This is a genomic window from Delftia lacustris (assembly GCF_040267515.1).
In the GTDB taxonomy this organism is placed as follows: domain Bacteria; phylum Pseudomonadota; class Gammaproteobacteria; order Burkholderiales; family Burkholderiaceae_C; genus Comamonas; species Comamonas tsuruhatensis.
The window spans coordinates 5,891,133-5,916,074 of record NZ_CP141274.1; the positions used below are offsets into that span (position 1 = coordinate 5,891,133).

A 24,942-nucleotide genomic window follows, 5' to 3' on the forward strand; every position below is an offset into this window, starting at 1 on the left:
CGCCATGACCAGGACAACCCTGCAGCAGCCGTACCTGCCCCCGAGCGCCCAGACACAGCGTGCCCTCACGTCCATCGAAGCCATTGCGGCCATACAGCAGGGCCGGCTTGCGGCGAGCGACTATTTGGCCACACTGCTCGCGCATGCGCAGGCCATGTCGGGGCTCAATGCGCTGACGGCGCTGGATGTGCAGGGCGCGCTGGCGGCTGCGCGGCGCATCGACGCACTGCCCGCCGACGCCCGGGCGCAATTGCCGCTGGCTGGCCTTCCCATCGTAGTGAAGGACAACATCAACACGCGAGGCCTGCCGAACACGGCAGGAACACCGGCGCTGGAACACTTCATCCCCCGGGACAACGCGCCCTCTGTGCAGCGCCTGCTGGATGCGGGGGCCATCGTCCTGGGCAAGGCCAACATGCATGAGCTGGCCTTCGGCATCACCAGCACGAATCTCGCGCCGCATGCGGGGCCTGTGCGCAACCCCTACGACCCGTCCCGCATTCCGGGCGGCTCGTCGGGCGGCACGGCCGCCGCCATTGCCGCGCGCATCGTGCCTGCAGGGCTGGGCACGGATACCGGAGGCTCTACGCGCATTCCTGCGGCGCTGACCGGCATTGCGGGCTTTCGCCCCTCGGTGGGCAACGGCGGCGCCAGCCGGCGCTACCACGACCCGAATGCGGTCGTCCCCATCAGCCACACGCGCGATACCGTGGGTCCCATGGCGCGCAGCGTGGCCGACATCGCCCTGCTGGACCAGGTGATCACGGACAGCGCCCCCCTGGTGACCCTGGACCTGCGGGGCCTGCGCGTTGGCCTGCCCTCCCCCCTGTGGGAAGGCCTGGAGCCGGAGGTCGAGGCCGTGGCGCGCGCAGCGCTGCTGCGGCTCCAGGCCGCTGGCGTGGACTGGGTGGATATAGCCATGCCCGACCTTCTGGACATCAACAGCCATATCGGCGCACCGCTGGCCCTGCATGAATCGGTGGACGACCTGCCCGCGTGGCTGGACGCCAACGAAGCGCCGGTCCGTACCGTGGCCGACATCGCCACGCGCATTGCCAGTCCCGATGTGCGTGACATGTACCAGGCCGTGCTCGCGGACGAGGCCGCAGACCAGTACGCAGAGGCCATGACGGTCTGGCGGCCCCGGCTGCAGCAGTACTACGCCACGGCCTTTGCCACTCACCGGGTCGATGCGTTGCTGTTCCCCACCACCCGGCTTGCGGCCGTGCCGCTGGACGAGGTGAACGGTTCTTCGACGGTGTCGATACGGGGCGGGGAGGCGGTCAGCACCTTCGAGGCCTTTCTGCGCAATACCGATCCGGCCAGCAATGCCGGTCTGCCTGGCCTTTCGCTGCCGGCCGGCCTGACGCCACAGGGGCTGCCGGTGGGCATCGAGCTGGACGGCCCCGAAGGCAGCGACCGCCGCCTGCTGGCGATAGGGGTGGCCTTCGAGCAGGTGCTGGGCCTGCTGGCCGCGCCGCGGCCCTGAGTCACAGGCACAGCCTGCGGCGCCGCCGCTCAGATCAGCGCCAGCACCTTCTCCGGCGGGCGGCACAGCGCCGCGCCCTTGGGCGTGACGACGATGGGGCGGTTGAGCAGCACCGGGTGCTCGGCCACGGCGGCGAGCAACTGCGCATCGCTGGCCAATGCATCGCCCAGGCCCAACTCGGCGAAGACGGCTTCCTTGCTGCGCAGCAGCTCGCGCACGGGCATGCCCAGCTGCCGGACCAGGGCCTGCAGTTGCTCAGCGTCCAGGGGCTGGGCGATGTAGTCGACGATGGTCGGCTCTATGCCGTTGTCGCGCAGCAGGGCCAGCGCGCCGCGCGAGTTGCTGCAGCGGTTGTTGTGGTAGATGGTGATGTCGGTGCGGGGGGCGGTGGTGTTCATGGGCCGCAGTGTAGGCCCATGAAAATGCGCCTCAGGCCACGGCTTCCTCGGGATGGGCATCGACCTCGCGGCCGGGCAGCAGCAGGTTCAGCCCCACCGCGACCAGGGCGCCGACGGTAATGCCCGAACCTAAGACTTCGCGCCCGAAGGCAGGCATGCGGGCCAGCAGGTCCGGGCGCACCGTGACCGCCAGGCCGCAGCCCAGCGAGACCGCGATGATCAGGCTGGCGCGCCGCGAGTGCTCGGCGCCGCTGAGCATGCGGATGCCGGCAGAAATGATCATGGCAAACATCATCAGCCCCGCGCCGCCGAGCACGGGCTGCGGAATCGTCACCACCAGTGCGCCCAGCACAGGAAAGAGGCCTGCCAGCAGCAGCATGACGCCCGTCAGCATGACCACGTGGCGGCTGGCCACGCCGGTCAGCGAGACCACGCCCACGTTCTGGGCGAAGGTGGACAGCGGAGGGCTGGACATCACGGCGGCGAAGGCCGAGCCCACGCCGTCGCACAGCATGCCGCTGGACAGGCGCTTGCCGTCGATGCGCGTCTGCGTGGCCGCGCCCAGGGCCATGAAGGTGCCCGTGGTCTCGACGATGGTCACCAGAAAAGCGATGGACATGGCGACGATGCCGGCCACCGGGAACGTCATGCCGAAGGTCAGCGGCTGCGGGATGGCGAAGACCGCGGCCTCGCTCACCTGGGTGAAGTCGATCAGGCCCAGCGCCAGGCACAGCACATAGCCGCAGGCGATGCCCAGCACCACGGCCGAGGCAGAGACGATGCCCCTGCCCCACTGCACGAAGCCGATCACCAGCACCAGCACGAAGCCGGCGATGGCCAGGTGGCCGATCGCGCCGTAGTCGCTGCGGCCCACGCCGCCCGCAGCCCAGTCCACGGCGACGGGGGTCAGCGACAGGCCGATCATGGTCACGACCACGCTGGTCACGGTGTGCGGGAAGAAGCGGCGGATCACGGGCATGAAGTAGCTGCCCACGATCATCACCAGCGACCCTACCAGCGAGGAGCCCAGGATGCCGGCCACACCATGCTCCAGCCCCACGCTGATGCCCGCGCCCACGAAGGCGAAGCTGGTGCCCATGACGCAGGGCAGCCGTATGCCCACGGGCCCCACCCCTCTGCACTGGACGATGGTGACCACGCCCGAGCCCAGCAGCGCTGCATTCACCAGCGCCACGATCTGGTCGGCCGGCAGCTTGAGCGCCCCGCCGAAGACCAGGGGCACGGCGATGATACCGCCCAGCGCCGCCAGCAGGTGCTGCAGCGACAGAAGGACCGTGGTGATGAGCATTGGCGGTCGGTCTTCCACCTTGTAAAGCAGTTGTTCCATTGTCTTGTCTCCTTGTGTCCTGGCCGTTGGCCTCTTCAGAGGCGCTTGTATGTATGTCGGGGCAGTGGTGCCGGAAAAGGGTGGGGGTCCTGAAAGTGCTGTCCGGGTCTTCGAGCCTCCTGGAGATGCTTCGGGGGAATGGCGCAGCGCGGCAGGTCGGCACCCGCGATGGCCTGGGTGCCGGCCTGCCGCGCTGCAGGGATATGTCAGTGGCCCGCTGCGCGCTCGAACAGCGTGCGGGCCAGCTCGCGGTGGCGGGTCAGCACGCGCGGCAGGTCGGCGGTGAGCAGCAGCCCGTCGCGGACCACGACACGGCCGTTGATGACGCTGGTGGACACGTCGGTGGGCGTGCAGAACACCAGCGCGGCCACGGGGTCATGGCCTGCGCCCGCGTAGCCCACGCCCGCCATGTCGAAGGCCACGAAGTCGGCCGACATGCCCGGCGCCAGCGCGCCGATGTCGTCGCGCCCCAGCACGCGCGCGCCGCCCAGCGTGGCGATCTCCAGCGCCTCGCGCGCGCCCATGGCGGCAGGGCCGTGGCCCACGCGCTGCAGCAGCAGGGCCTGGCGCGCCTCGCCCAGCATGTGGGCGCCGTCGTTGGAGGCGCTGCCGTCCACGCCCAGGCCCACGGGCACGCCCGCATCGCGCATGGTGCGCACGGGTGCGATGCCCGAGGCCAGGCGCATGTTGGAGCACGGGCAATGCGCCACGCCCGTGCCCGTGCGCGCGAACAGCGCAATGCCCTCGGCATCGAGCTTGACGCAGTGGGCATGCCAGACATCGGGGCCGACCCAGCCCAGGCTTTCGGCGTACTGCGCGGGGGTGAGGCCGAATTTCTCGCGCGAGAAGGCGACGTCGTTGTCGTTCTCGGCCAGGTGGGTGTGCAGCGACACGCCGTGCGCACGCGCCAGCACGGCGGACTCGCGCATCAGCTCGCGCGTCACCGAGAACGGCGAGCATGGCGCCAGCACCACGCGCAGCATGGAGTGGCGTGCGCTGTCGTGGTACTGCTGGATCAGGCGCAGGCTGTCGCGCAGGATGGCTTCCTCTTCCTCCACCACCGCGTCGGGCGGCAGGCCGCCCTTGCTGCGGCCCAGGCTCATGGAGCCGCGCGCCGCATGAAAGCGCATGCCCATCTGCTGCGCCGCGGCGATGGAGTCGTCCAGCCGAGCGCCATTCGGATACAGGTACAGGTGGTCGCTGGTGGTGGTGCAGCCCGACAGCATCAGCTCGGCCATGGCGGTCTGGGTGGAGACGTGGATCATCTCCGGCGTGAGGTGCGACCACAGCATGTACAGGTTGGTGAGCCACGAGAACAGCTCCGCATCCTGCGCGGCAGGCACGGCGCGCGTGAGGCTCTGGTACATGTGGTGGTGCGTGTTGACCAGGCCCGGCATCACCACGCGGCCGCGCATGTCCAGCACCTGAGCCGTGCCGTCGTCCACCATGCGGCGGTACTGCGGCGGCAGATCGGCCGTGGCGCCCACCCATTGCACGGCCGGGCCGTCGGCCACCAGGGCGCCGTCGCGGATCTCGCGGCGCTGCGCATCCATGGTGACGAGTACATCGGCGTTCAGTGCGATCAAGGTCATGGCGTTCTCTTCTTCGAAATGGAAAAGCCGCCAGTCTAGGAAGGACAAGCCATTGCCGATAGCGCTGAATTCCGCCCGATGTGTCCACAAAAAGTGGACAAGTGCCTAAGACTCACCGCCCCCCGGCAAACAGCCTTGCCAGCGCCTGGCCGATGGACTGGGCCATCAGCTCGCCCGCCGCGCTCAACTGCCCCCTGGCCCGGCCGGTCAGCACCAGCGTCTGCCGCCGCAGATGCGCATCGCGCAAAGGCACGAAGACCAGGGCATTGCGGCTGCGCTCCTCCATCACGTCCAGCGGGTTGAGCAGGGCGATGCCCTCGCCCAGCATGACCAGGCGCTGGATCAGCGCCATGGAGGTGGACTCGGCCACGGGCGTGACCTCGATGGCGTTGCGCGCAAAGGCTTCGTCCAGCAGGCTGCGGATGGACAGCGGCTGCGCGGGCAGGATGAGCGGATGGCCTATGCACTCGCTGAGCAGCACCGACGATTGGCGCGCCAGCGCATGCCGGGGCGGCACGATGGCGCCGATCTGCCATTCGCTGGTGGCCAGCGCGCGCAGCGCGGGGCGTTCGGACAGGTCGTAGGCCAGGCCCAGGTCGGCGTCGCCGCCTTCCACGGCGGCCGCGATGTCGCTCAGGGGCAGGTCGATGATGCGCACCACGATGCCCGGGTGGCGCTGGCGGAACTCATGCACCAGCGAGGGCAGCAGCGAGCCGGCCAGCCCCGTGGTCGCGGCCACGGTGATCTCGCCGCTGCGCGCGCCCTGCAGTTCGGCAATGCGCTCGCGCAGCGCCGCATGCTCGCGCAGCGTGGCGCGCACATGGGCCAGCACCATCTCGCCCGTCGGGGTGAGGCGCAGGCGCTTGTGGATGCGCTCGAACAGGGGCGTGCCCAGCTCGGCCTCCAGGTCGAGGATCTGGCGGTTGACGGCCGTGGGGGCCACGTGCAGATGTTCGGCCGCCTTGCGGATGGAACCGCGGCGGACTACTTCGTCGAGATAGCGCAGGACTCTGGCGTGCATGGCGCGAGCGTAGCGGGGTTTGCCGGGCCGCGCTTTGCAGCGCCCGGCAGCCCAGGCTCAGCGGGCCGTGCCCGGGCGCTCGGCGCGCAGCGTGCGGCTGAGCATGATCACGGGGATCAGGCCCACCAGCACCAGGGCCAGCGACGGCAGGGCGGCCTCGCCCAGGCGTTCGTCGCGCGCGAGCTGGTAGGCCACGACGGCCAGGGTGTCGCTGTTGAAGGGGCGCAGCACCATGGTGGCGGGCAGCTCCTTCATCACATCGACGAAGACCAGCAGCGCCGCCGCTGCCGTGGAGCGCCTGAGCAGCGGCCAGTGCACGCGCGACAGCATGCCCCAGGCGCCCGTGCCCAGCATGCGGGCCGAGTCGTCCAGGCTGGGCGCGATGCGCGCATAGCCGCTTTGCATGGACTGCAGGGCCACGGCGCAAAAGCGCACCAGGTAGGCCCAGACAATGCCCACGGCGGTGGCCGTGACCAGGCCGGCAAAGCCCCATTCGGGCCGCACCTGCTGCACCCAGCCCACGGGCAGCAGCAGGCCGACGACGACCACGGCGCCCGGCACCGCATAACCCAGGCTGGCCAGTTGCACCACGCCGCGCGTGACGGCCGACTCCTTGTGGCGGCGCACGGCAAACGCCAGGGCCACGGCGATGATGACGGCCAGCACCGAGGTGATGGCGCCCAGGCGCACGCTGTTGAGCGCCCAGTCGAGGAAGCGGTCCCAGGGCAGCACCGACCAGTCGGCCGCCAGCGGGCGCAGCATGAAGAACACGGGCGCCACAAAGCCCATGAGCACGGGCAGCAGGCACACCAGCCAGGCCAGCGCGCAGCGCCAGCCGCGCAGGCGCAGCGGCTGCGCCTCGGCCGAGCTGGCGCGGCCCGTGCTGCCGGTGACGAAGCGCATGCGCCGCTGGGCGCGCAGCTCCAGCTGCTGCAGCAGCACCACCAGCACCAGCAGGAAGGTGGCCAGCTGCGCAGCGGCAATGCGGTTGTCCATGGACAGCCAGGCCTTGTAGATGCCCGTGGTGAAGGTCTGTATGCCGAAATAGCTGACCACGCCGAAGTCGGCCAGCGTCTCCATCACCACCAGGGCCACGCCAGCGGCCACGGCCGGGCGCGCCAGCGGCAGCGCCACCGACCAGATGCGCCGCGACAGCGGCGCACCCATCAGGCGCGCGGCCTCCATCAGGTGCGCGGCGCGTTCGCCCAGCGCGGTGCGCGCCAGCAGGTAGACATACGGGTAGAGCGAGAAGATGAAGACCCAGACCGCGCCGCCCAGGCTGCGCACCTCGGGCAAGAGCCGGCCTTCCAGGCCATAGGTGTCGCGCAGCCAGGTCTGCAGCGGGCCGCTGAACTGCAGGAAGTCGGTATAGGCATAGGCCGTGACATAGGCCGGCATGGCCAGCGGCAGCAGCAGCAGCCATTCCAGTTGGCGCCGGCCGCGGAAGTCGAACAGCGTCACGGCCGCCGCCGTGCCCGTGCCCACGATGGCCGCGCCCAGCGCCACCAGCAGGCCCAGCCAGACCGTGGTCCACAGGTAGCCGGGCAGCACGGTGGCCGCCATCTCGCGCAGGATGGAGCCGGCCAGGGCATCGCCCTGCCCCAGAGGCAGCCAGGAGCCGAGCACGGCCAGCACGGGCAGCATCAGCACCAGGGCCAGCAGGAGCAGGGGAAGGGAGCGGAGTACGGACGACAGACGGCGCAAAGCGGAGGTCTCGGCTAGAGGATGAGGGGGAGGATCTGGCTGCCGGGCTATGGAACGGGCCGGGATCCGCGGCAGCCACCGGCCTGTGGGCCGAGGTGCCGCCGAGACCGGACGTGCCTGCGGGCTGCTGGAGTCGGCGGGCTCCGGGCATGCCCCTGGCCCGCCAATGCAAATGCGAATTCTATTCATTTGCGCGGTTCTACAATCGCCGCATGTTTTTGACCGTCTCCCAACTCGAGGTGCGCTACCCGGGCCGCGACAGGCCTGCCGTGCAGGGCGTCACGCTGAATCTGGCCGCTGGCGACATCGGCGTGCTCATCGGCCCCTCGGGCTGCGGCAAGACCACGCTGCTGCGTGCCGTGGCGGGCCTGGAGCCCGTGAGCGGCGGCGAGATCCGCATCGACGGCCAGCTCGTGGGCAGCGCGGATTTCTCGCTCCCTCCCGAGCAGCGGCGCATCGGCATGGTGTTCCAGGACTATGCGCTGTTCCCCCATCTGAACGTGGGACGCAACGTGGCCTTCGGCATCCACCATCTGCCCAAGGCGCGCCAGGCCGAGCGCGTGGCCGAGGTGCTGGAGCTGGTGGGCCTGGCCGGCAGTGCAGGAAGGTTTCCGCACGAGCTGTCAGGCGGCCAGCAGCAGCGCGTGGCGCTGGCCCGCGCGCTGGCGCCCAGCCCACAGCTGATGCTGCTGGACGAGCCGTTTTCCAACCTCGACGTGGACCTGCGCGAGCGCCTGGCGCATGAGGTGCGCGGCATCCTCAAGGCAGCAGGCGCCACGGCCCTGTTCGTCACGCACGACCAGCTGGAGGCGTTTGCCATCGGCGACATGATCGGCGTGGTCCACCAGGGGCAGCTGCAGCAGTGGGACGACGCCTATTCGCTGTACCACCGGCCGGCCACGCGCTTCGTGGCGGACTTCATCGGCCACGGCGTCTTCGTGCCGGCCACGCTGGCGCCCAGCGGTGCCGGCGGCGTGGTGGCGCGCACGGCGCTGGGCGATCTGGTCGATCCGGCCACCTGCCCGCTGCCTGCGCAGTTTGCGGACGGCGAGTGCGATGTGCTGCTGCGCGCCGACGATGTGGTGCACGACGATGCCTCGCCCGTGCAGGCGCGCATCCTGCGCAAGGCGTTTCGCGGCTCGGAGTTCCTCTACACGCTGGAGCTGGCCAGCGGCCACAGCGTGCTGGCCCATGTGCCCAGCCACCACGACCATGCGGTGGGCGAGTGGGTGGGCATACGGCTGGACATGAATCACGTGGTCGCCTTCCCGCGCGAGAGACAGGGCACTGCGCAGACCGCAGCGGCCTGAGCAGGCGGCCGCCGCCGCGCCGTCCAGGCCTTTGTCATCCGACGGTCATGGGTGAAACCCAGAATCTGTCACATCTTGTGACAATTCAAGGCCACCCATGTTTGCTCTGGACCCCTCCTCCACGCAGCACGCTGCATCTGCTCCGACACCGGTTCCGGCGCTTGCCCCTGCGCCCGCCGCGCCACGCCTGCTGGCCCGCGCAGGCCAGCTCAGCCAGCCCACGGCGCCGATTCCCCCCGACACCAGCAACGAGGACGTGCACCGGCTGTTCAGCGAGCAGCCCCTGCTCGAAACCCTGGCCGTGGTGGCCGACGACCGGCCGCTGGGCCTGATCAACCGCCAGCGCTTCATGGAGCAGTACGCGCGGCCCTTTGCGCGCGACGTGTTCGGCCGCCGCAGCTGCCTGGTATTCACCGACACCGCGCCCATGGTGGTGGCGGCCGGCCTGCCCATCGACCAGCTGGTGCAGCAGGCGCTGGCCAGCGGCAGCCGCGTGCTCAAGGACGGCTTCATCACCGTCGAGGAAGGCCGCTATGCAGGCATAGGCACGGGCCACGCGCTGATGGCCGCCATGTCCGACATCGAGGCCGACAAGACGCGCCAGCTCATGGCCAGCATCGACTACGCCAGCCTGATCCAGCGCTCGCACCTGGTCGAGTCCGACCGCGTGCTGGCCAGCCAGCTGGCCGACCACGGCCTGCTGTGGGAGCCGCGCGACGTGGTGGGCGGCGATGCGTATTTCTTCCGTGCCACACCGCAGGGCCTGCTGGGCTGCATGTTCGACTGCACGGGCCACGGCGTGCCGGGCGCCTTCATGACGCTGATTGCGCTGTCCTTCCTCGAACAGGCCGTGGCGCCTGCAGGTCTCGGCACTGGCACTGGCACTGGCACTGGCACTGGCACTGGCACCGGCACCGGCACCAGCACCGGCGCCGCCATCGACCCCGGCGCCCTGCTGGGCCAGATGAACCGCTACATCAAGCGCGTGCTGCAGCAGCGCACCCGCGACGCCCAGCCGGCCTGGGGCGCACCAGCGGCCCCCGCCGACGGCCTGCCGGCGGAGAAGACCTCCAGCGACGGCCTGGACGCCGCGCTGTTCCTGCAGTCGCCCTGCGGCACGCAACTGCGCTTTGCATCGGCCCGGCTGGACCTGCTGGTGGCGCCGCCCGGCGTGCAGGAGGCGGCCCAGGTCCAGATCCATGCCGGCGACAAGCTGGGCATAGGCTATGCGACCACGCCCGACGACGCGGCCTGGAGCACGCAGGTGCTGGAGGTCGCGCCCGGCTCGCTGCTGATGGTGGCCACCGATGGCGTCATCGACCAATTGGGCGGCCCGCGCCAGATCGCCCATGGCAGAAAGCGCCTGGCGCGCTTCCTGCACGAGCAGCAGGACCGCCCCGCCGCCCAGGCCTGCGCCGAGTTCCGGCAGGCCTTCGCCCAGTGGCAGGGCACGCAGCGCCGGCGCGACGATGTGTCTCTGCTGGTCTGGCGCAACCAGGCCCTGCAGCCCGCCACCTGCGTGCAAGGCCAGCCATGAGCCCGGCCGAATTCGCTCAGCTGCGCGCCCAGGCCGAGCACAACGGCCTGCTGCTGTACTACGCGGGCACCTTCAACCCCAATGTGATCCAGGCGGCGGCCGACACGCTCAAGAGCCGCCTGGCCAACGAGGACGGATCGAGCAGCGCCAAGCGCAAGCTGTTTTCCACCTTCATCGAGATGGCGCAGAACGTGCTGCACTACGCAGCGCCCCTGCCTGCGGCCGACACCGGCCCCCGCCAGGCGCTCAGCGCGCCCGTGCCACAGGGCGCCATCGGCGTGGGCCGCATCGATGCGCTGGCCTGCGCCCAGGAGGCGGGCGCCGAGCCGGCGCCGGCCCGCTTCTGGATCGCCTGCAGCAATGCCGTGCGCAGCGAGCATGTGCCGCGCCTGGCCGCCAAGCTGGATGCCGTGCGCGCCATGAGCCTGGCCGAGATCAAGGCCGCCTACAAGGCCCAGCTGCACAACACGGACCACGGCACCAGCGACGACATCAGCCGGGGCGCGGGCCTGGGCTGGCTGACCATTGCGCGCGATGCCTCGGCACCGCTGCAGTACCACATCGCCACGGGAGAGGACGCCGCCGAGACCGCGCCCCATGCCGTATTCCACGTCAAGGCGCTGATCTGAACGCCGGGCGTCCTTCAACGAACCGACCTGCCGCCATGCAAGCATTGAAATCCGAACGCACCTCCGTCACGCCCGAAGTGGTCTTCTCGCCGGCCGAGCAGCTTCTGCGCATCGAAGGCGAGTGCTATCCCGAAAACCCCCTGCCCTTCTTCAACCCCATCCTGTCCATGCTGGGCCGGTATTTCGAGGCCAGCCAGCCTCCTCGCTTCGTGGCCGAGATGAAGCTGCAGTACATCAACAGCGCCTCCACCATGGGCCTGCGCTCGTTGTTCGCGCTGCTGGACCAGGCCGGGCAAAAGGGCACGGACATCCGCGTGGTCTGGGCCTTTGACGAGGAGGACGACGCCATCGAGGAACTGGGCGCCGACCTGGTGGAGGACTTCGCCAACCTGGTGCTGGAGCGACAGCCCTACAGCAACTGAGGGCAGGCCTGCTCCGCCCTGGCCTTCAGGCCAGCGGCTTGCCCATAAGCACCGTGGTCAGGCCGCAGTCCCATTCCTCGTCGGGATAGGTGTCCAGCGTGGCATATCCCTGCGCCGTGTAAAAGCCCAGGGCCTGGGTGTTGAAGCTGTCGGTCTCCAGCCGCACCTGGGCGTGGCCGTCGGCGCGCATGGCCTGCTCCGCGTGGGCCAGCAGCGCACGGCCCACGCCGCGCCCCTGCCAGGCCGGCAGCACATGCAGGGCGCCGATGAAGTCATCCACGCGATCCACGAAGCCTGCCACCACGCCATCGCACTCGGCCACCCAGAACAGATGGCCGCGCGACTGCACGTACTGCGCGGTGCGGCCCGAGGCGCGGAACCGCGCATCCTTGTCCGCCGTCAGCTGGGGCTTCCAGGTGCTCTCGTAGGTGGCCCAGAGAACGGCGTTCAGGGCAGCGGTGTCATCAGGCCGCGCGGGCCGGAGCGTGAGAGTGTCAGTCATGTCGCTGGCAAGGTTCAGGCCTGGCGCAGCCGGTCCACCTCGGCATGCAGGTCCTGGGCCCAGACGCGGCGGTCGCGGCCATCGGCCGTCTGCGGTTGGCCATAGTGGACGGCGGCGACCAGATCGTCGGCACACAGCGTGCGCCAGATGGAGCCCAGCAGGGTTTCATCGCCCTCGTAGCTGGGCGCGTGGCTGATCTGCCCGGTGGCGCCGTCGATGAAGCGCAGGCCCACGGGCAGCACGGGCGCACCGATCTGCACGGCCGCCTGCAGCAAATTGGCATGGAAGGGCAGCAGCTTGCGGCCGTCGCCCGTCGTACCTTCGGGGAAGATGGCCAGGATCTCGCGGCGCTGCAGGGATTCCTCCATGCTCTGCACCATGCGCCGGGCATCGCGGCGCGAGGTGCGCTCGATGTACAGCGTGCCCGCCGCCGTGGCCAGCGTGCCGATCAGCGGCCAGCCCTTGACGTCGGACTTGGAGATGAAGCGGCAATGCCGCGCCGCATGCAGCACGGGAATGTCGAGCCAGGAAATATGGTTGCTGACCATGAGCACGGGGCCCTGGCTCGGCGGCTCGCCCTGGATCTCCAGGCGCACGCCCGCATGGGCCAGCAACTGCAGGGCCCAGGCCTGCACATGGGCGTGCTGGCGCTCCTCGGGCAGCTGCGGAAAGCGCAGGGCCACGATCCACAGCCCCTTGCACACATGGCCGAACAGGCGCGCTGCGCGCAGCGTGGCGCGCCCTCCATTACGCAAGCGTTTCATTTCAGCCATTCAGAGCGTTTGGCAACGCCCATGCCCGTGAAACAGGCACGCTCCATCTCAGGGACACCGAGGAAGGGCCTAAGCCGGCCGCGCCGCCCCGCACCGAGGGTGTCGCCCCCCTCCCTCGCGTAGCGAGTGAGAGGGGGAAGTCGCGAAGCGGCTCAGGGGGCGCTTCATTTCAGCGGCGTTCGTAAGCGATATGGCCGTCGACCAGCGTGCAGCGCACGCGGGCCGGCAGTTCGTAGCCGCCGAAGGGCGTGCTCTTGCCCTGGCTGGCCAGCTCCTGGGGCTTGACCGTCCAGGCCGCCTGCGGATCGACGATGCACAGGTCGGCCACGCCGCCCTCGGCCAGCCGGCCCAGCTGCCCCTGCAGCTCGCCCAGAGACGAGCCCAGCACCTGCACGGGCGATGCCGTGATGGCGGCCAGGGCACGGTTCAAAGGCACGCCACCGTCCTGCGACCACTTGACGGCCAGCGACAGCAGCAGCTCCACGCCCGTGGCGCCGGGCTCGGCCTCGGCAAAGGGCAGGACCTTGGCATCCTCATCGACGGGCGTGTGGTCGGAGACCAGGGCGTCGATGGTGCCATCGGCCAGCGCGGCAGACAGCGCATCGCGGTCGCGCTGCTGGCGCAGCGGCGGCGTGACGCGGGCGCTGCTGTCGAAGTAGCCGATGTCGGTATCGGTCAGGTGCAGCGAGTTGATGGACACGTCGGCCGTGACCTGCAGGCCTTCGGCCTTGGCACGGCGCACCAGTTCCACGCCTGCGGCGCTGGACAGGCGGCACAGGTGCACGCGCGCCTGGGTGCCGCGCATCAGCTCGAAGATGGTGTGCAGGGCAATCGTCTCGGCCGCCACGGGCACGCCGGACAGGCCCATGCGCGTGGCCAGCGGGCCGCTGGCGGCCACGCCCTTGCCCAGGTACAGCTCCTGCGGGCGCAGCCACACGGTGTAGCCGTAGGTGGCCGCATACGCCAGGGCGCGCTGCAGGGTCTGGGTGCTGGTCATGGGCACCTCGGCCTGGCCGAAGCCGATGCAGCCGGACTCGGTCAGCTCGGCCATTTCGGTCAGCACCTCGCCCTTGAGGCCCAGCGTCAGCGCGCCCAGCGGGAACAGGCGCGACTGGTGCAGCTTCTCGGCGCGGAACTTGAGCATCTCCACCAGGCCCTGCTCGTCGAGCACGGGATCGGTATCAGGCGGGCAGACCAGGCTGGTCACGCCACCGGCCACCGAGGCGGCCATCTCGGACTGCAGCATGCCTTCGTGCTCGTGGCCGGGCTCGCGCAGGCGCACGGCCAGATCGACCAGGCCCGGCAGCACCCAGCAGCCGGCGGCATCGATCTCGCGTTCTGCGGCAAATCCCTCGGGCGCCTTGCCGATGGCCAGCACCTTGCCGCCGTCGATGGCCACGTCGGCCTGCTGGTCCAGGCCCCGTGCCGGGTCCATCACTCGGCCGTTGCGGATGAGTATCTTCATGGTTTGCTACCCCGTAGACCGCAGGCGGCGCATGGGCTGCGGCCTGCGGCGATCAAAAACATTTGCATTCACAAAAAGCGCCTGGACTCAGTCCAGGACACCGGGCATGGAAAAAGCATGGCCCATCTCAGGGACGCCGAGCAAAGGCCGCCCTGCAGCGAGGGCGTCGCCGGCTGCCCGTACGCCCCCCTCCCGCGTAGCGAGAGAGGGGGAAGCGACGCAGTCGCTCAGGGGGTGCTTCATTTCAAGCCTCGTTGCCGGCGACGATGGACATGACGGCCATGCGGACCGCGATGCCGAAGGACACCTGCGACAGGATCACGGCCTGCGGGCCATCGACCACTTCGGAGTCGATCTCCACGCCGCGGTTGATGGGTCCCGGGTGCATGACGATGGCGTCCGGCTTGGCCAGGCGCAGCTTCTCGGCCGTGAGGCCGAAGCTCTTGAAGTATTCCTGGCTGGACGGCAGCAGGGCGCCGCTCATGCGCTCGTTCTGCAGGCGCAGCATGATGATCACGTCGCAGTCCCGGATGCCCTCTTCCAGCGTGTGGAAGACGCGCACGCCCATCTGCGCCAGGTCCGGCGGCACCAGGGTGCGCGGGCCGACGACGCGCACTTCGGCCGCGCCCAGCGTGGTCAGCGCATGGATGTCGGAGCGCGCCACCCGCGAATGCAGCACATCGCCCACGATGGCCACGCGCAGGTTGGCGAAGTCCTTCTTGTAGTGGCGGATGGTGTACATGTCCAGCAGCCCCTGCGTGGGGTGGGCGTGGCGGCCGTCGCCGGCATTGACCACGTGGACATGGGGCGCCACATGCTGGGCGATGAGGTAGGGCGCACCCGACTCGCTGTGGCGCACGACGAAGATGTCGGCGGCCATGGCCGAGAGGTTGGCGATGGTGTCCAGCAGCGACTCGCCCTTGCTGGCCGAGCTGCGCGCAATGTCCAGGTTGAACACGTCAGCCGACAGGCGCTTGGCCGCGATCTCGAACGTGGTGCGCGTGCGCGTGCTGTTCTCGAAGAACAGGTTGAACACGCTCTTGCCGCGCAGCAGCGGCACCTTCTTGACCTCGCGGTCATTGACGCTGACGAAGTTGGCCGCCGTGTCCAGGATGTGGGTCAGGATGTCCTTGGACAGTCCTTCGGTGGACAGCAGGTGGATCAGTTCGCCGTTCTTGTTGAGCTGGGGATTGCGCTTGTACAGCACGGTCAGGCCTCTTGGATGCGGAATTGGAAGACGCCGGCGTCATCGCGCGCCAGCGACAGCAGGCGGTCGGCCGGCAGCGCGATGCGCGCGGCGGCGAAGTCGGCCTGGAAGGGCAGCTCGCGCCCGCCCCGGTCCACCAGCACCGCCAGGCGCACGCAGGCCGGGCGGCCGTAGTCATAGAGTTCGTTGAGCACGGCGCGCACGGTGCGGCCGGTGTAGAGCACGTCGTCCAGCACCAGGATGTCGGCGCCGTTGACGTCAAAGTCGATCTGCGTCTGGGCGCTGGTGGCCATGCCGCGCTGCGCGAAGTCGTCGCGGTGCAGGGCCGAGGACAGCACGCTGGGGTTGCCGGGCAGGTTCAGGTCCTTGTGCAGCCGCTCCACCAGCCAGGCGCCGCCCGAGGTGATGCCGGCCAGGCGGGTTTCAGGCCCCATGAGGCTGCGCACGCCGCGCAGCAGTTCGCGGTACAGGGCCTCGGCGTCCAGCACCAGGCTGCCGGCTCCCGCAATGGATTCACTCATGGAAGACTCCTCAAAAACTGTTCAAGAATGATGCAGGCCGAGGCCGCATCGGCATCCCTTGCGCCACCGGCCAGGGCCTCGGTGGTGCTGTAGCGCTCGTCCACCTCGTAGACAGGCAGGCCGAAGCGGCTCTTGAGCTGGCGGCCGAACTTCTTCGCCCGCGCCGTGTTCTCATGCGCGTTGCCGTCGGGGTGGTAGGGCACGCCGATGACCAGGGCATCGGGCTGCCACTCCTTGATGCGCTCGCCGGCCTGGGCCAGGCGGGCCTCGCCGGCCTCGGCGCGGATGGTGGGCAGCGGGTTGGCCGAGCGCAGCAGGCGCGTGCCCACGGCGCAGCCCGTGCGCTTGGCCCCGAAATCGAAGGCCACGAAACTCTGGAAATGGGAGGGAACGGTGGGCGGCACGGCCGTGCCGGCTGCCGCTGCTGCCTGGGACTCGGGAGCGGGCAGGCTCATGCGCGCCCCGCTTCGGGCGAGATCATCCAGCGCTGCAGGCCCAGCAGGCCCAGGGCGCGGTCATAGCGGTCGTCGACCGGGGTATCGAAGATGACGTTGGCGTCGGCGCCCACCGTGAGCCAGGCGTTTTCGGCCAGCTCCGACTCCAGCTGGCCCTCGCCCCAGGACGCGTAGCCCAGGGTGACCAGCAGGCGCTTGGGGCCTGCGCCGTCGGACAGGGCTTCGAGCACGTCCTTGGAGGTGGTCATCTCCAGGCCGCCGGGGATGGTCATGGTCGAGGCGTAGGCGGACTCGTCGTCGGGCGCGCCTTCGATGACCATGGGGTCGTGCAGCACGAAGCCGCGATCGGTCTGCACGGGTCCGCCGTTGAAGACACGGTTGCCGCGAAGGTCCTCGCGGCCCAGGGCCAGATCCACCTTTTCCAGCAAGCCTTCCAGCGTAAGCTGCGAGGGCTTGTTGATAATCAGACCGAGCGCACCGCGCTCGCTGTGTTCGCACAGGTAGATCACACTGCGCGAGAACGCTTCGTCTTCCAGGCCAGGCATGGCAATCAGGAAGTGGTGCGTCAGATTGATAGGCGCAGTTTCAGCAGACATAACCACGGATTTTACCGGCGATCCATGCCACCTTCTTACCCTGTGGGCTTGGTCTGGCTGCGGCGCGACCTGCGCCTGGCTGACCATGCCGCCCTCTACCATGCGCTGCGCCAGTGCCGGCAGGTACATTGCGTGTTCATCTTCGACGACGACATCCTCGCCCCCCTGCCCCGTGCCGACCGGCGCGTGGAGTTCATCTGCCAGAGCCTGGCGGGCCTGGACGATGCGCTGCGCGAGGCCTCGGGCCGCGCCGACACCGGCCTCATCGTGCGCCGCGGCCGGCCCGCTGAGCAGATCCCGGCCCTGGCCCGGCAGCTCGGCGCCCAGGCCGTGTTCTGCAACTGGGACGACGAGCCCGACGCCCTGGCCCGCGACGCCCGCGTGCGCCAGGCCCTGGCCGCCGAGGGCGTGGCCCTGCACAGCTTCAAGGACCACATGGTCTTTGCGCGCGACGAGGTGCTGACCCAGGCCGGCGCGCCGTTCTCGGTGTTCACGCCGTACAAGAACGCCTGGCTGCGCCAGGTCACGCCGTTCTTCCTGTCCGCCTATCCCTGCGAGCGCGACCTGCCCGAGCGCCTGGCGCCACGCCCCGAAGGCGAGCGCCGCCCCGTGCCCACCGCAGCCGACCTGGGCTTCGAAGCCGGCACGCTGGACGGCCTGCGCCTGCCCACGGGCTGCGCCGGCGCCGAGGAACTGCTGGCCGACTTCCTGCCGCGCCTGCCGCGCTACAGGCAGGCGCGCGACTTTCCCGCCGTCAAGGGCCCCAGCTACCTGAGCGTGCACCTGCGCTTCGGCACGGTCTCCATCCGCCGCCTGGCAAGGCTGGCCTGGGAGCAGACGCAGAGCCAGCCCCATGATGCCGAGGGCGCCGCCACCTGGCTGTCCGAGCTGATCTGGCGCGACTTCTATTTCCAGATCCTGGCCCACCATCCGCACGTGGTGCACGCCAGCTTCAAGCCCGCCTACGACGCCATCGTGTGGGATACCGGCCCCGAGGCCGATGCGCTGTACGCCGCCTGGTGCGAGGGCCGCACCGGCTATCCGCTGGTCGATGCCGCCATGCGCCAGCTCAACACCACGGGCTACATGCACAACCGGCTGCGCATGGTGGCGGCCAGCTTCCTGGTCAAGGATCTGGGCATAGACTGGCGCCGGGGCGAAGCCTGGTTTGCTCGCCAGCTCAACGACTTCGACCTGGCGGCCAACAACGGCGGCTGGCAGTGGGCGGCCTCCACGGGCTGCGACGCCCAGCCCTGGTTCCGCATCTTCAACCCCATCACGCAAAGCCAGAAGTTCGATGCCGACGCGCGCTTCATCGAGCGCTACGTGCCCGAGCTGGCCCGCCTGCCCGCCGCGCTGCGCCACGCGCCCTGGCAGGCCCGGCCGCTGGAGCTGGCCGAGGCCGGCGTGGTGCTGGGCACGGACTATCCCCATCCCGTGGTGGACCACGCAGCCGCGCGCGAGCGCACGCTGGCCCGCTATAGCGTGGTCAAGCAGGCGGGCTGAAGGAAGCCGGTGCAAAGACACCGGAGCCAAGAAAAAAGGAGCAGCGCTGGCTGCTCCTTTTTTGCGGGGCGAGGGCTGGCCGCCGAGGCTCAGGCCTCTTCGCCCAGCACCTGCGTCTCCGTCTGCAGTGACAGCGGCGCAGGCTGGGTGCTGTTCCCTTGCAGGGAATAGTGCTGGATCAGGCCCAGCAGCTCCTCGTCCGAGTAGGGCTTGCCCAGGTAGTGGTTGGCGCCCAGCTGGCGCGCCATCTCGCGGTGCTTCTGGGCGATGCGCGAGGTGATCATGACCACGGGCAGGTCGCGCAGGGCCTCGTCGGCGCGGATGTTGCGCAGCAGGTCGAAACCGTCCATGCGCGGCATCTCGATGTCGGACAGCACCAGGGTCGGGCGCTCCTCGGCCAGGCGTTCCATGGCCTGCAGGCCGTCGGCCGCCAGGGCCACGCGGTAGCCTTCGCGCTGCAGCAGGCGCTGGGTGACGCGGCGCACGGTGATGGAGTCGTCCACCACCAGCACCAGCGGCACCGAGACCGGTCCCGCGCTGGCCGGCACGGCTTCGCCGTCGCCCTGGCCGGCGGCACGCTCGGCCTCTTCGGTCCGGGCGCGCACCTCGTCGCCATAGACGTTGGCCAACGCCACAGGGTTGTAGATCTGCACCACGGCGCCCGAGGCCAGCACCGACATGCCGGTCAGGCCGGGCAGGCGGGCCAGTTGGGGGCCGAGGTTCTTGATCACCACTTCCTGGTTGCCCAGCACTTCGTCCACGTGCAGCGCAATGCGCTGCGACGCGCTGCGCAGGATGACCACGGGCCGGGTGCGGCCCACGGTTTCCTCGCTGCGCAGGGAGGACTGCCACAGCGCGCCCGCCCAGTAGAAGGGCAAGGTCTCGCCGCCATCTTCAAAGCCGTGGCTGGCATAGGCCTGCTGCAGCAGATCCAAGGGCGCACGGCGCACGATTTCCACCAGGCTGGCCGGCACGCCGACCAGCAGCCTGCCCGCGCGCAGCATGACCACCTGGGTGACGGCCGTGGTCAGCGGCAGCACGAGGCGGAAGGCACTGCCCCGGCCCGCTTCGCTGTGGGTCTCGATGCGGCCGCCCAGCGCGTTGACCTCGGAGCGCACCACGTCCATGCCGATGCCCCGGCCGGCCACGCCGGTCACCTCGGTGGCGGTGGTGAAGCCGGGCTCGAAGATCAGGCGGCCGGCGTCCTGCTCGGTCAGCGTCTGGTCCTCGGGCCACAGGCCCTGGGCCACGGCCTTGTCGCGGATGCGCTGCAGGTTCAGGCCGGCGCCATCGTCCTCCACCGACAGCGCCACGTCGTTGCGCTCCTGGCTCAGGATGATTTCGATGGTGCCCATGGCCGGCTTGCCGGCAGCGGTGCGCTGCTCGGGCGGCTCGATGCCGTGGGCCACGCAGTTGCGCAGCAGGTGTTCGAAGGCCGGCATCATGCGGTCCAGCATGCCCCGGTCCATTTCAATGGTGCCGCCGAGGATGTTCAGCCGCACCTGCTTGCCCATTTCCTTGGAGGTCTGGCGGACCACGGCATACAGGCGCTCGGCCAGGGAGTCGAACTCCACCATGCGCGTGCGCAGCAGGTCGCGCTGCAGTTCGCGCGCCTGGCGGCCCTGGGCGACCAGGTCGTCCTCGGCGCCCGCCATGTCGCGCTGCAGGTTGCGCTGCACGGTGGCCACGTCGTTGACCGACTCGGCCATCATGCGCGTGAGTTCCTGCACCCGCGTGAAGCGGTCGAACTCCAGCGGGTCGAAGCCGGCCGCCGAGTCCTTGGACAGGGCCAGGCGCGACTGCATCTGGCTCTCGGCCTGGACCTCGATGTCGCGCAGCTGCATGCGCAGGCGCTCCAGGTTGCCGGCCAGCTCGTCCAGCGAGCCACGGGCCTGGGCCAGGCGCGCATCGACACGCGAGCGCGCAATCAGCACCTCGCCGGCCTGGCTGATCAGGCGGTCCAGCAACTGGGCGCGCACGCGCACCGTCTGGTGGGCGCCCGCACGCAGCGGCGCGGTGACAGGAGCCGGCTGTGCGTCGGCCGGCGCCGGGGATGCGCCAGCGCCCGAGGCGTCGGAGGCCGTGGCGTCAGAAGACACCGCAGAGGCGGCAGGCTCGGCCTGGTCCGGCCCATCGGCCAGGCCCAGCGGCCCATCCTGCACCTGTTCGCCCGCAACGCGCAGCACGTCGAAGCCGGCCTGCAATGCGTCGAAGTTGCCCAGCAAGGGCTCGATCTGCTCGGCCGTGGGAGATTCGCTGTCGACCCGCTCCACGGCGGATTCCAGCCGGTGGGCCATTTCGCCCAGGCGCATGGCGCCAGCCAGCCGGGCACTGCCCTTGAGGGTGTGCAGGGCGCGCAGCGTTTCGTGGCGCGCCTCGTCCAGGGAAGGCCGGCCATGCCAGCGACGCAGCGCAGCGCCCAGGCGGGGCAGCAGCTCGATGGCCTCTTCCTCGAAGATGGGGAACAGGTCGGGGTCCACCTCGTCCAGGGCGTCGATGTCGTCGTCCAGGTCGTTGCCCACGGCCACCGCATGGGCGATGGCCTCATCGATGCGGCGCTGCAGCTCGGCTTCCTGGCGTGCGTCGTTGACCAGGGGGCGCATGGAATAGGCCAGCGGCGCCACGTCCTGTGCCTGGGCCTGCGCATGGGCGCCGGCGTCGAGCACGGCATCCGTGCCAGGCTGCGGCAACGGCTCCGGCAGCAGCGCATCGAGCCGGCTGTCCGGAGCGTCCGCGACTTCGATATCCAGCGCCAGCAGTGCCTGCAGGGCTTCTTCCACGCCCGGCTGGGGTGTCTTGAGGAAGCCGGCCGCGAACTGGTGCAGCAGGCGCTGCACCTCGTCGGAGGCCGCAATGCAGGCGGCGACCTGCTCAGGCGTGCCGCAGCGCTGCGGCTGCAGATGGGCCAGCGCATGCTCCAGCAGGCGCGCCAGGTCCGACAAGGCCTTGAAGCCCACGGTGGCCGAGCTGCCGGCCAGCGAATGCGCGAAGGCGATGGCGTCATCGGGCACGGGCTCGCCGGGCTCGGTCGCCCATTGCTGCAGCGACAGGTCCAGGCGGCGCGACCATTCGTCGGCCTCGTTGAGATAGACGTTGTACAGCGGCGCGCTGATGCGCAGGCCGTCCACGACCTTGAAGCCATCGGCATCGACGCCGGACGGCTCCTGTGCGCCGGACTCCTCAGCCACCGCAGGCGCCTCATCGGCCACGGATTCGGCATGCAGCTCCTGCGGGGTTTCCGCCTCGGAAGCTTCTACGGCTTCGATGGCCTCGGCAGGTGCGGCTGCCGGAGTCAGGTCCAGATCCAGCCCCTCGAAAGGCGCCAGCGGCACGGCGGCGTGCGGAGCCTGCTCTTCGGCTTCAACTTCGGCTTCGGCTTCGGCTTCGGCTACAGCTTCTGCGCCTGCTTCTGCTTCTGCTTGCAGCTCGGGCAGCGCGTCGGCATGTGCCTCGGGCACGGTCTCTGTGCCGGGCAGCGCGGGCTGGTCGCCCGAGACAACGGCCAGGGCTTCCTGCTCGCTGTCGCGCATGGCCGCCTCGAAGGCGGCGAAGTCCAGCTCCTCCACCGCGTCGGTGGCCAGCGCGGCGGGTGCCTCGGCGGTCTCCGGCTGCGTTGAACCCTGCGACTGTTCGGGCACAGCCGCCGCAGGCTGGGGGTCCAGGTCCAGCAGACCGAAGTCCAGCGCAATGTCCAGGTCACCGGCGGTCCCGGTGGTCTCGGCGGGCACGGCCGGCTCGGGGGCTTCCCGCTGCTCGGCCTGCAGCTGCTGCTCCACTGCGGCGAAGGGCTCCACCGGCGCCTCGACCGCGGCAGGCTCGGCCTGCGTGCGGCGGTCGGCGCGCGGCACCAGGGCCACGTCGGCGCGCACGCCTTCCAGGCGCATGGCATCGGCTGCGGCGCGGAAGTGCGTGGCCAGCCAGGCATCGGCCTGCTGGCGCTCAATGGCCGAAGCCCAGGCGCCAAAGGCGCGCAGCGCGTCGCTGGCCAGCTCCTGCATGGGCTGGGGCATGGGCTTTTGCTCGGCCAGCCAGGCATTGAGCATTTGCTCCATGGCCCAGCCGGCTTCGCCGAATTCATCCAGGCCGACCATGCGCGAGCTGCCCTTGAGCGTATGGAAGGCGCGACGCAGCGTGGTCTGTTCGCTGAGGTTGCCGGGCTCATCGGCCAGGGTGCGCAGCGCCTGCAGGCCGTTGTCCACGACCTCGCGGGCCTCTTCCAGGAAGATGCTCAGGATTTCGTCGTCGGAATCATCTTCCGAGACGGTCAGACCGGCCAGCGGGGGAACGGGTTCAGGCAGGGGTTCGGGCTGAGCCGTGGCGGAAGCGGCAGCAGGGCCGGGCACCGGTTCGGCCGCTTCAGCCACGTCAGCTGCTTGGGCCGCTTCGGCGGGTATCTCGAGCGCCTTGGCGAATTGCGCCAGTTCGGCATCGTCGGCCAGCGCTTGCTGCCCGGCGGCAGTCGCCTGCGGCAGGGGCTCGGGCACAAGGTCCACGGAGGGTGGCGGCGGCGCCGGCACCGACGGTGCTGCCGCAGCGGGTTCGGCAGGCAGGTCCTGCGCAGTCTCGGCGGGCTGGATCTGGGGCACGGGCAGCGGCTGGGCCACGGCAACGGCTTCGCGCTGCGGCGGCACGGCGGCGGTGTCCAGGGCCGGCAGCTGCTCGGGCGCCTTGCCCGCGTCGTCGGCGCGGTGGCCACGGCGGCCCATCAGGATGCGCAGGCCGCCTTCGGCCTCGTCATAGACAAAGAGCTTGCGCGCCATGCTGCGCTGGTAGCTCAGCATGTCGATCAGGAAACCCATGGCGCCCAGGCTGTTGCCCAGCTTGTCGAAGACCTGGGCACGTTCTGACTCGGCGATCTCGCCCAATACCAGCCGCTCCACGGTTTCGCGCATGCGCTGCATGGCCTGGGTGGCCTGGTCCAGGCCCAGCACGGACAGCACGCCGCGCATCTGCGCCATCTGGCCAGACACCGGCGCCAGCACGGTGGCATCGGCGGGGTTGCGGAAATACTGGTCCAGGTGCCGCTCGGCCTCGGCCAGCGTGGCACGCAATTCGCCCACGACCGAGCCCATGGTCTGGTGGTCGCTGGCCTGGCGGTACAGCTCCTCCATCCACGGCTCCAGCGGCCGGGCGGGCGCGCCCTGCAGGGATTCCTCCAGGCGCTGTACCAGGTTGGCGGATTGCTCGGCCAGTTCCTCGTCGCCCATGTCCATGGTGGCAAAGGCCGCCTGCAGATAGAGCACGGAGGTGGCCACTTCCATGGCCAGTTCCGCCGGCGGCGGCTCGCCGATGCGGGCCACGGTTTCGGCCACCTTGATCAGCATGCGCGCCAGGCCATGGCTGGCCGGGTGCAGCTTGACCAGGGATTCGGCCACCTGGGCGAACTGGTCCACCACGATCTTGGTGCGCGCACGGTCGCCGCCTGCCAGGGCGGACCAGGTCTCCGCCGCCGTGGTGATGCGCTTGCGCGCCTGCACCAGCACGGCCGGGTCGTAGCGGCCAAAGCGGGTCTGCTGGTAGTCCACCTGCGGCTGGGCCTGCATGCCATAGGCCTGGCGCACGGCCTGCAGGGCGGCGCCGGCCTGCTCGGCCGGGCGCGCCTGGGCGCAGAAGAACAGCAGGTCCTGCAGCAGGCGCGCAGGCGGCGTGCGGTCGCCCTTGGCCATGGCAGCGTACTGCAGCAGCACGCGCGAGGCCATGCGTTTCACATAGAGGTCGACAACGATCAGGCCGCGCGACTGCGCGTCGAAGAAGCCAGCGGCCACCTTCCAGAAGCTGCGTGCAGTGACATCCTCGGTCTGGGCCACGGCAAAGCGCAGGCACAGGTCACGCATCTGGGCGGCGGCCTCGCGGTCATCGCTCTTGACCATGCGCAGCACCACGCCGTCGAGCAGGGCGCGGGCATCGGGCCCGTAGGCCAGCGGCTCGGCCTGGCGCGCCCATTCGGGCTCGCGCGCGCGGCGCTCGGCAGGCCACAGGTCGGCCGGATGCACCTTGTCGTTGCCGGCCAGCGCCTGGGTGTCACGGTATTGGGGAAACAGGGCCACGGCCGAGACGGTCTTGCCGGCCAGCACGGTTTCCAGGTATTCGATCAGGGCAAAGCTGGCGCGCTCCAGCGTGGCGGCGGCCTGGTCGGTGCACAGCTCGGGGCGCTGCACGAAGCGCTGCACGGCGCTTTCCATGCCGCGCAGCACCAGGGCCGGAGAGCCCAGGCCCACCATTTCGAGGGCGCCGCAGGCCTGGTGCAACTGCTGGCGGGCGATGCGCAGGGCCGAGGTGTCAAGCTCCTCAAGGTCCGAGGCGCGCGCCGCATCGGCATCGCGCACGAAACGCGCCACGGCCTTGCTCGCGCCTTCCAGCGACTTGCGCAGCTCATCGAGCACCCAGGCCAGCGGGCCCAGGTCCTGTTCGGTGTGCGCGGCCTGCGCCGCGCCCGTTTGCGATTCGTCAACCACTGACATGGACAG

Annotated in this window: 19 protein-coding genes; 6 read left to right on the top strand and 13 right to left on the bottom strand. The window is 70.0% G+C overall.

Translation table 11 applies throughout. The features are described from left to right. Positions 1 to 4 precede the first annotated feature (4 nt). On the top strand, positions 5 to 1,489 hold the full coding sequence (iaaH, locus tag U6958_RS28505; RefSeq protein ID WP_051139111.1) for an indoleacetamide hydrolase: 1,485 nt from the start codon (positions 5 to 7) through the stop codon (positions 1,487 to 1,489). Positions 1,490 to 1,518: 29 nt separating this feature from the next. On the opposite strand, the gene arsC is transcribed toward iaaH, so the two are convergent. The 5 genes from arsC to U6958_RS28530 form a co-directional block, all read right to left on the bottom strand. After that, entirely contained in the window at positions 1,519 to 1,887 is a 369-nt protein-coding gene (arsC, locus tag U6958_RS28510) for an arsenate reductase (glutaredoxin) (protein WP_016447918.1), read from the bottom strand. Positions 1,888 to 1,918: 31 nt separating this feature from the next. Further along, positions 1,919 to 3,235: a nucleobase:cation symporter-2 family protein gene (locus U6958_RS28515; protein ID WP_074922788.1), complete on the bottom strand. Its 1,317-nt coding sequence runs from the start codon at positions 3,233 to 3,235 to the stop codon at positions 1,919 to 1,921. 206 nt (positions 3,236 to 3,441) lie between these two features. Next, entirely contained in the window at positions 3,442 to 4,827 is a 1,386-nt protein-coding gene (locus U6958_RS28520) for an 8-oxoguanine deaminase (RefSeq protein ID WP_074922787.1), read from the bottom strand. Between the two features lie 112 nt (positions 4,828 to 4,939). Next, positions 4,940 to 5,848, bottom strand: coding sequence for a LysR family transcriptional regulator (locus tag U6958_RS28525; protein ID WP_074922786.1), 909 nt, complete (start codon positions 5,846 to 5,848; stop codon positions 4,940 to 4,942). A gap of 57 nt (positions 5,849 to 5,905) precedes the next feature. Beyond that, positions 5,906 to 7,552 (bottom strand): iron ABC transporter permease, encoded by a 1,647-nt coding sequence (locus U6958_RS28530; RefSeq protein ID WP_074922785.1) that lies wholly within the window; start codon positions 7,550 to 7,552, stop codon positions 5,906 to 5,908. 212 nt (positions 7,553 to 7,764) lie between these two features. Here U6958_RS28530 and U6958_RS28535 point away from each other — a divergent pair, with 212 nt between their 5' ends. From U6958_RS28535 to U6958_RS28550, 4 genes are all read left to right on the top strand, one after another. Next, a complete protein-coding gene (locus tag U6958_RS28535) occupies positions 7,765 to 8,862 on the top strand; it encodes an ABC transporter ATP-binding protein (RefSeq protein ID WP_061288097.1) in 1,098 nt (365 codons plus the stop codon). A 97-nt stretch (positions 8,863 to 8,959) separates the two neighbouring features. Next, entirely contained in the window at positions 8,960 to 10,399 is a 1,440-nt protein-coding gene (locus U6958_RS28540; protein ID WP_074922784.1) for a SpoIIE family protein phosphatase, read from the top strand. Next, positions 10,396 to 11,028, top strand: a complete 633-nt coding sequence (locus tag U6958_RS28545) for a DUF6272 family protein (protein ID WP_074922783.1) — start codon at positions 10,396 to 10,398, stop codon at positions 11,026 to 11,028. Before U6958_RS28540 ends, U6958_RS28545 begins: the two co-directional genes overlap by 4 nt. Before the next feature lie 35 nt (positions 11,029 to 11,063). Then, on the top strand, positions 11,064 to 11,450 hold the full coding sequence (locus U6958_RS28550) for a DUF1987 domain-containing protein (RefSeq protein WP_016447926.1): 387 nt from the start codon (positions 11,064 to 11,066) through the stop codon (positions 11,448 to 11,450). Between the two features lie 25 nt (positions 11,451 to 11,475). Here the strand turns inward: U6958_RS28550 and U6958_RS28555 are convergent, their stop codons facing one another. From U6958_RS28555 to U6958_RS28585, 7 genes are all read right to left on the bottom strand, one after another. Continuing rightward, the gene (locus tag U6958_RS28555; RefSeq protein ID WP_017406130.1) at positions 11,476 to 11,952 is read right to left on the bottom strand and encodes a GNAT family N-acetyltransferase; all 477 of its coding nucleotides are present in this window, start codon (positions 11,950 to 11,952) and stop codon (positions 11,476 to 11,478) included. A gap of 14 nt (positions 11,953 to 11,966) precedes the next feature. Continuing rightward, positions 11,967 to 12,716, bottom strand: a complete 750-nt coding sequence (locus U6958_RS28560) for a 1-acyl-sn-glycerol-3-phosphate acyltransferase (RefSeq protein WP_074922782.1) — start codon at positions 12,714 to 12,716, stop codon at positions 11,967 to 11,969. Positions 12,717 to 12,894: 178 nt separating this feature from the next. Continuing rightward, a complete protein-coding gene (locus U6958_RS28565) occupies positions 12,895 to 14,190 on the bottom strand; it encodes a dihydroorotase (protein WP_016447929.1) in 1,296 nt (431 codons plus the stop codon). A 244-nt stretch (positions 14,191 to 14,434) separates the two neighbouring features. Further along, positions 14,435 to 15,397: an aspartate carbamoyltransferase catalytic subunit gene (locus U6958_RS28570; protein ID WP_012203510.1), complete on the bottom strand. Its 963-nt coding sequence runs from the start codon at positions 15,395 to 15,397 to the stop codon at positions 14,435 to 14,437. Between the two features lie 2 nt (positions 15,398 to 15,399). After that, entirely contained in the window at positions 15,400 to 15,918 is a 519-nt protein-coding gene (gene pyrR, locus U6958_RS28575) for a bifunctional pyr operon transcriptional regulator/uracil phosphoribosyltransferase PyrR (protein WP_013804027.1), read from the bottom strand. Continuing rightward, positions 15,915 to 16,373, bottom strand: coding sequence for a Holliday junction resolvase RuvX (gene ruvX / locus U6958_RS28580; RefSeq protein ID WP_016447930.1), 459 nt, complete (start codon positions 16,371 to 16,373; stop codon positions 15,915 to 15,917). The genes pyrR and ruvX overlap by 4 nt, the downstream gene beginning before the upstream one ends. Next, entirely contained in the window at positions 16,370 to 16,969 is a 600-nt protein-coding gene (locus U6958_RS28585; RefSeq protein WP_012203507.1) for a YqgE/AlgH family protein, read from the bottom strand. The genes ruvX and U6958_RS28585 overlap by 4 nt, the downstream gene beginning before the upstream one ends. 24 nt (positions 16,970 to 16,993) lie before the next feature. Here U6958_RS28585 and U6958_RS28590 point away from each other — a divergent pair, with 24 nt between their 5' ends. Next, positions 16,994 to 18,475, top strand: coding sequence for a deoxyribodipyrimidine photo-lyase (locus tag U6958_RS28590; protein WP_074922781.1), 1,482 nt, complete (start codon positions 16,994 to 16,996; stop codon positions 18,473 to 18,475). 89 nt (positions 18,476 to 18,564) lie between these two features. Here U6958_RS28590 and U6958_RS28595 read toward each other — a convergent pair whose 3' ends face one another. Beyond that, positions 18,565 to 24,936, bottom strand: a complete 6,372-nt coding sequence (locus U6958_RS28595) for an Hpt domain-containing protein (RefSeq protein ID WP_074922780.1) — start codon at positions 24,934 to 24,936, stop codon at positions 18,565 to 18,567. Positions 24,937 to 24,942: the final 6 nt, after the last annotated feature.

Bases quoted from the DNA above. Each gene is read 5' to 3' on its own strand.
- iaaH (WP_051139111.1), top strand. From the start codon at position 5: ATGACCAGGACAACCCTGCAGCAGCCGTACCTGCCCCCGAGCGCCCAG.
- U6958_RS28585 (WP_012203507.1), bottom strand. From the start codon at position 16,969: ATGTCTGCTGAAACTGCGCCTATCAATCTGACGCACCACTTCCTGATT.
- ruvX (WP_016447930.1), bottom strand. From the start codon at position 16,373: ATGAGCCTGCCCGCTCCCGAGTCCCAGGCAGCAGCGGCAGCCGGCACG.
- U6958_RS28555 (WP_017406130.1), bottom strand. From the start codon at position 11,952: ATGACTGACACTCTCACGCTCCGGCCCGCGCGGCCTGATGACACCGCT.
- U6958_RS28540 (WP_074922784.1), top strand. From the start codon at position 8,960: ATGTTTGCTCTGGACCCCTCCTCCACGCAGCACGCTGCATCTGCTCCG.
- U6958_RS28590 (WP_074922781.1), top strand. From the start codon at position 16,994: ATGCCACCTTCTTACCCTGTGGGCTTGGTCTGGCTGCGGCGCGACCTG.
- arsC (WP_016447918.1), bottom strand. From the start codon at position 1,887: ATGAACACCACCGCCCCCCGCACCGACATCACCATCTACCACAACAAC.
- U6958_RS28520 (WP_074922787.1), bottom strand. From the start codon at position 4,827: ATGACCTTGATCGCACTGAACGCCGATGTACTCGTCACCATGGATGCG.
- pyrR (WP_013804027.1), bottom strand. From the start codon at position 15,918: ATGAGTGAATCCATTGCGGGAGCCGGCAGCCTGGTGCTGGACGCCGAG.
- U6958_RS28525 (WP_074922786.1), bottom strand. From the start codon at position 5,848: ATGCACGCCAGAGTCCTGCGCTATCTCGACGAAGTAGTCCGCCGCGGT.
- U6958_RS28550 (WP_016447926.1), top strand. From the start codon at position 11,064: ATGCAAGCATTGAAATCCGAACGCACCTCCGTCACGCCCGAAGTGGTC.
- U6958_RS28560 (WP_074922782.1), bottom strand. From the start codon at position 12,716: ATGAAACGCTTGCGTAATGGAGGGCGCGCCACGCTGCGCGCAGCGCGC.
- U6958_RS28515 (WP_074922788.1), bottom strand. From the start codon at position 3,235: ATGGAACAACTGCTTTACAAGGTGGAAGACCGACCGCCAATGCTCATC.
- U6958_RS28545 (WP_074922783.1), top strand. From the start codon at position 10,396: ATGAGCCCGGCCGAATTCGCTCAGCTGCGCGCCCAGGCCGAGCACAAC.
- U6958_RS28535 (WP_061288097.1), top strand. From the start codon at position 7,765: ATGTTTTTGACCGTCTCCCAACTCGAGGTGCGCTACCCGGGCCGCGAC.
- U6958_RS28565 (WP_016447929.1), bottom strand. From the start codon at position 14,190: ATGAAGATACTCATCCGCAACGGCCGAGTGATGGACCCGGCACGGGGC.
- U6958_RS28595 (WP_074922780.1), bottom strand. From the start codon at position 24,936: ATGTCAGTGGTTGACGAATCGCAAACGGGCGCGGCGCAGGCCGCGCAC.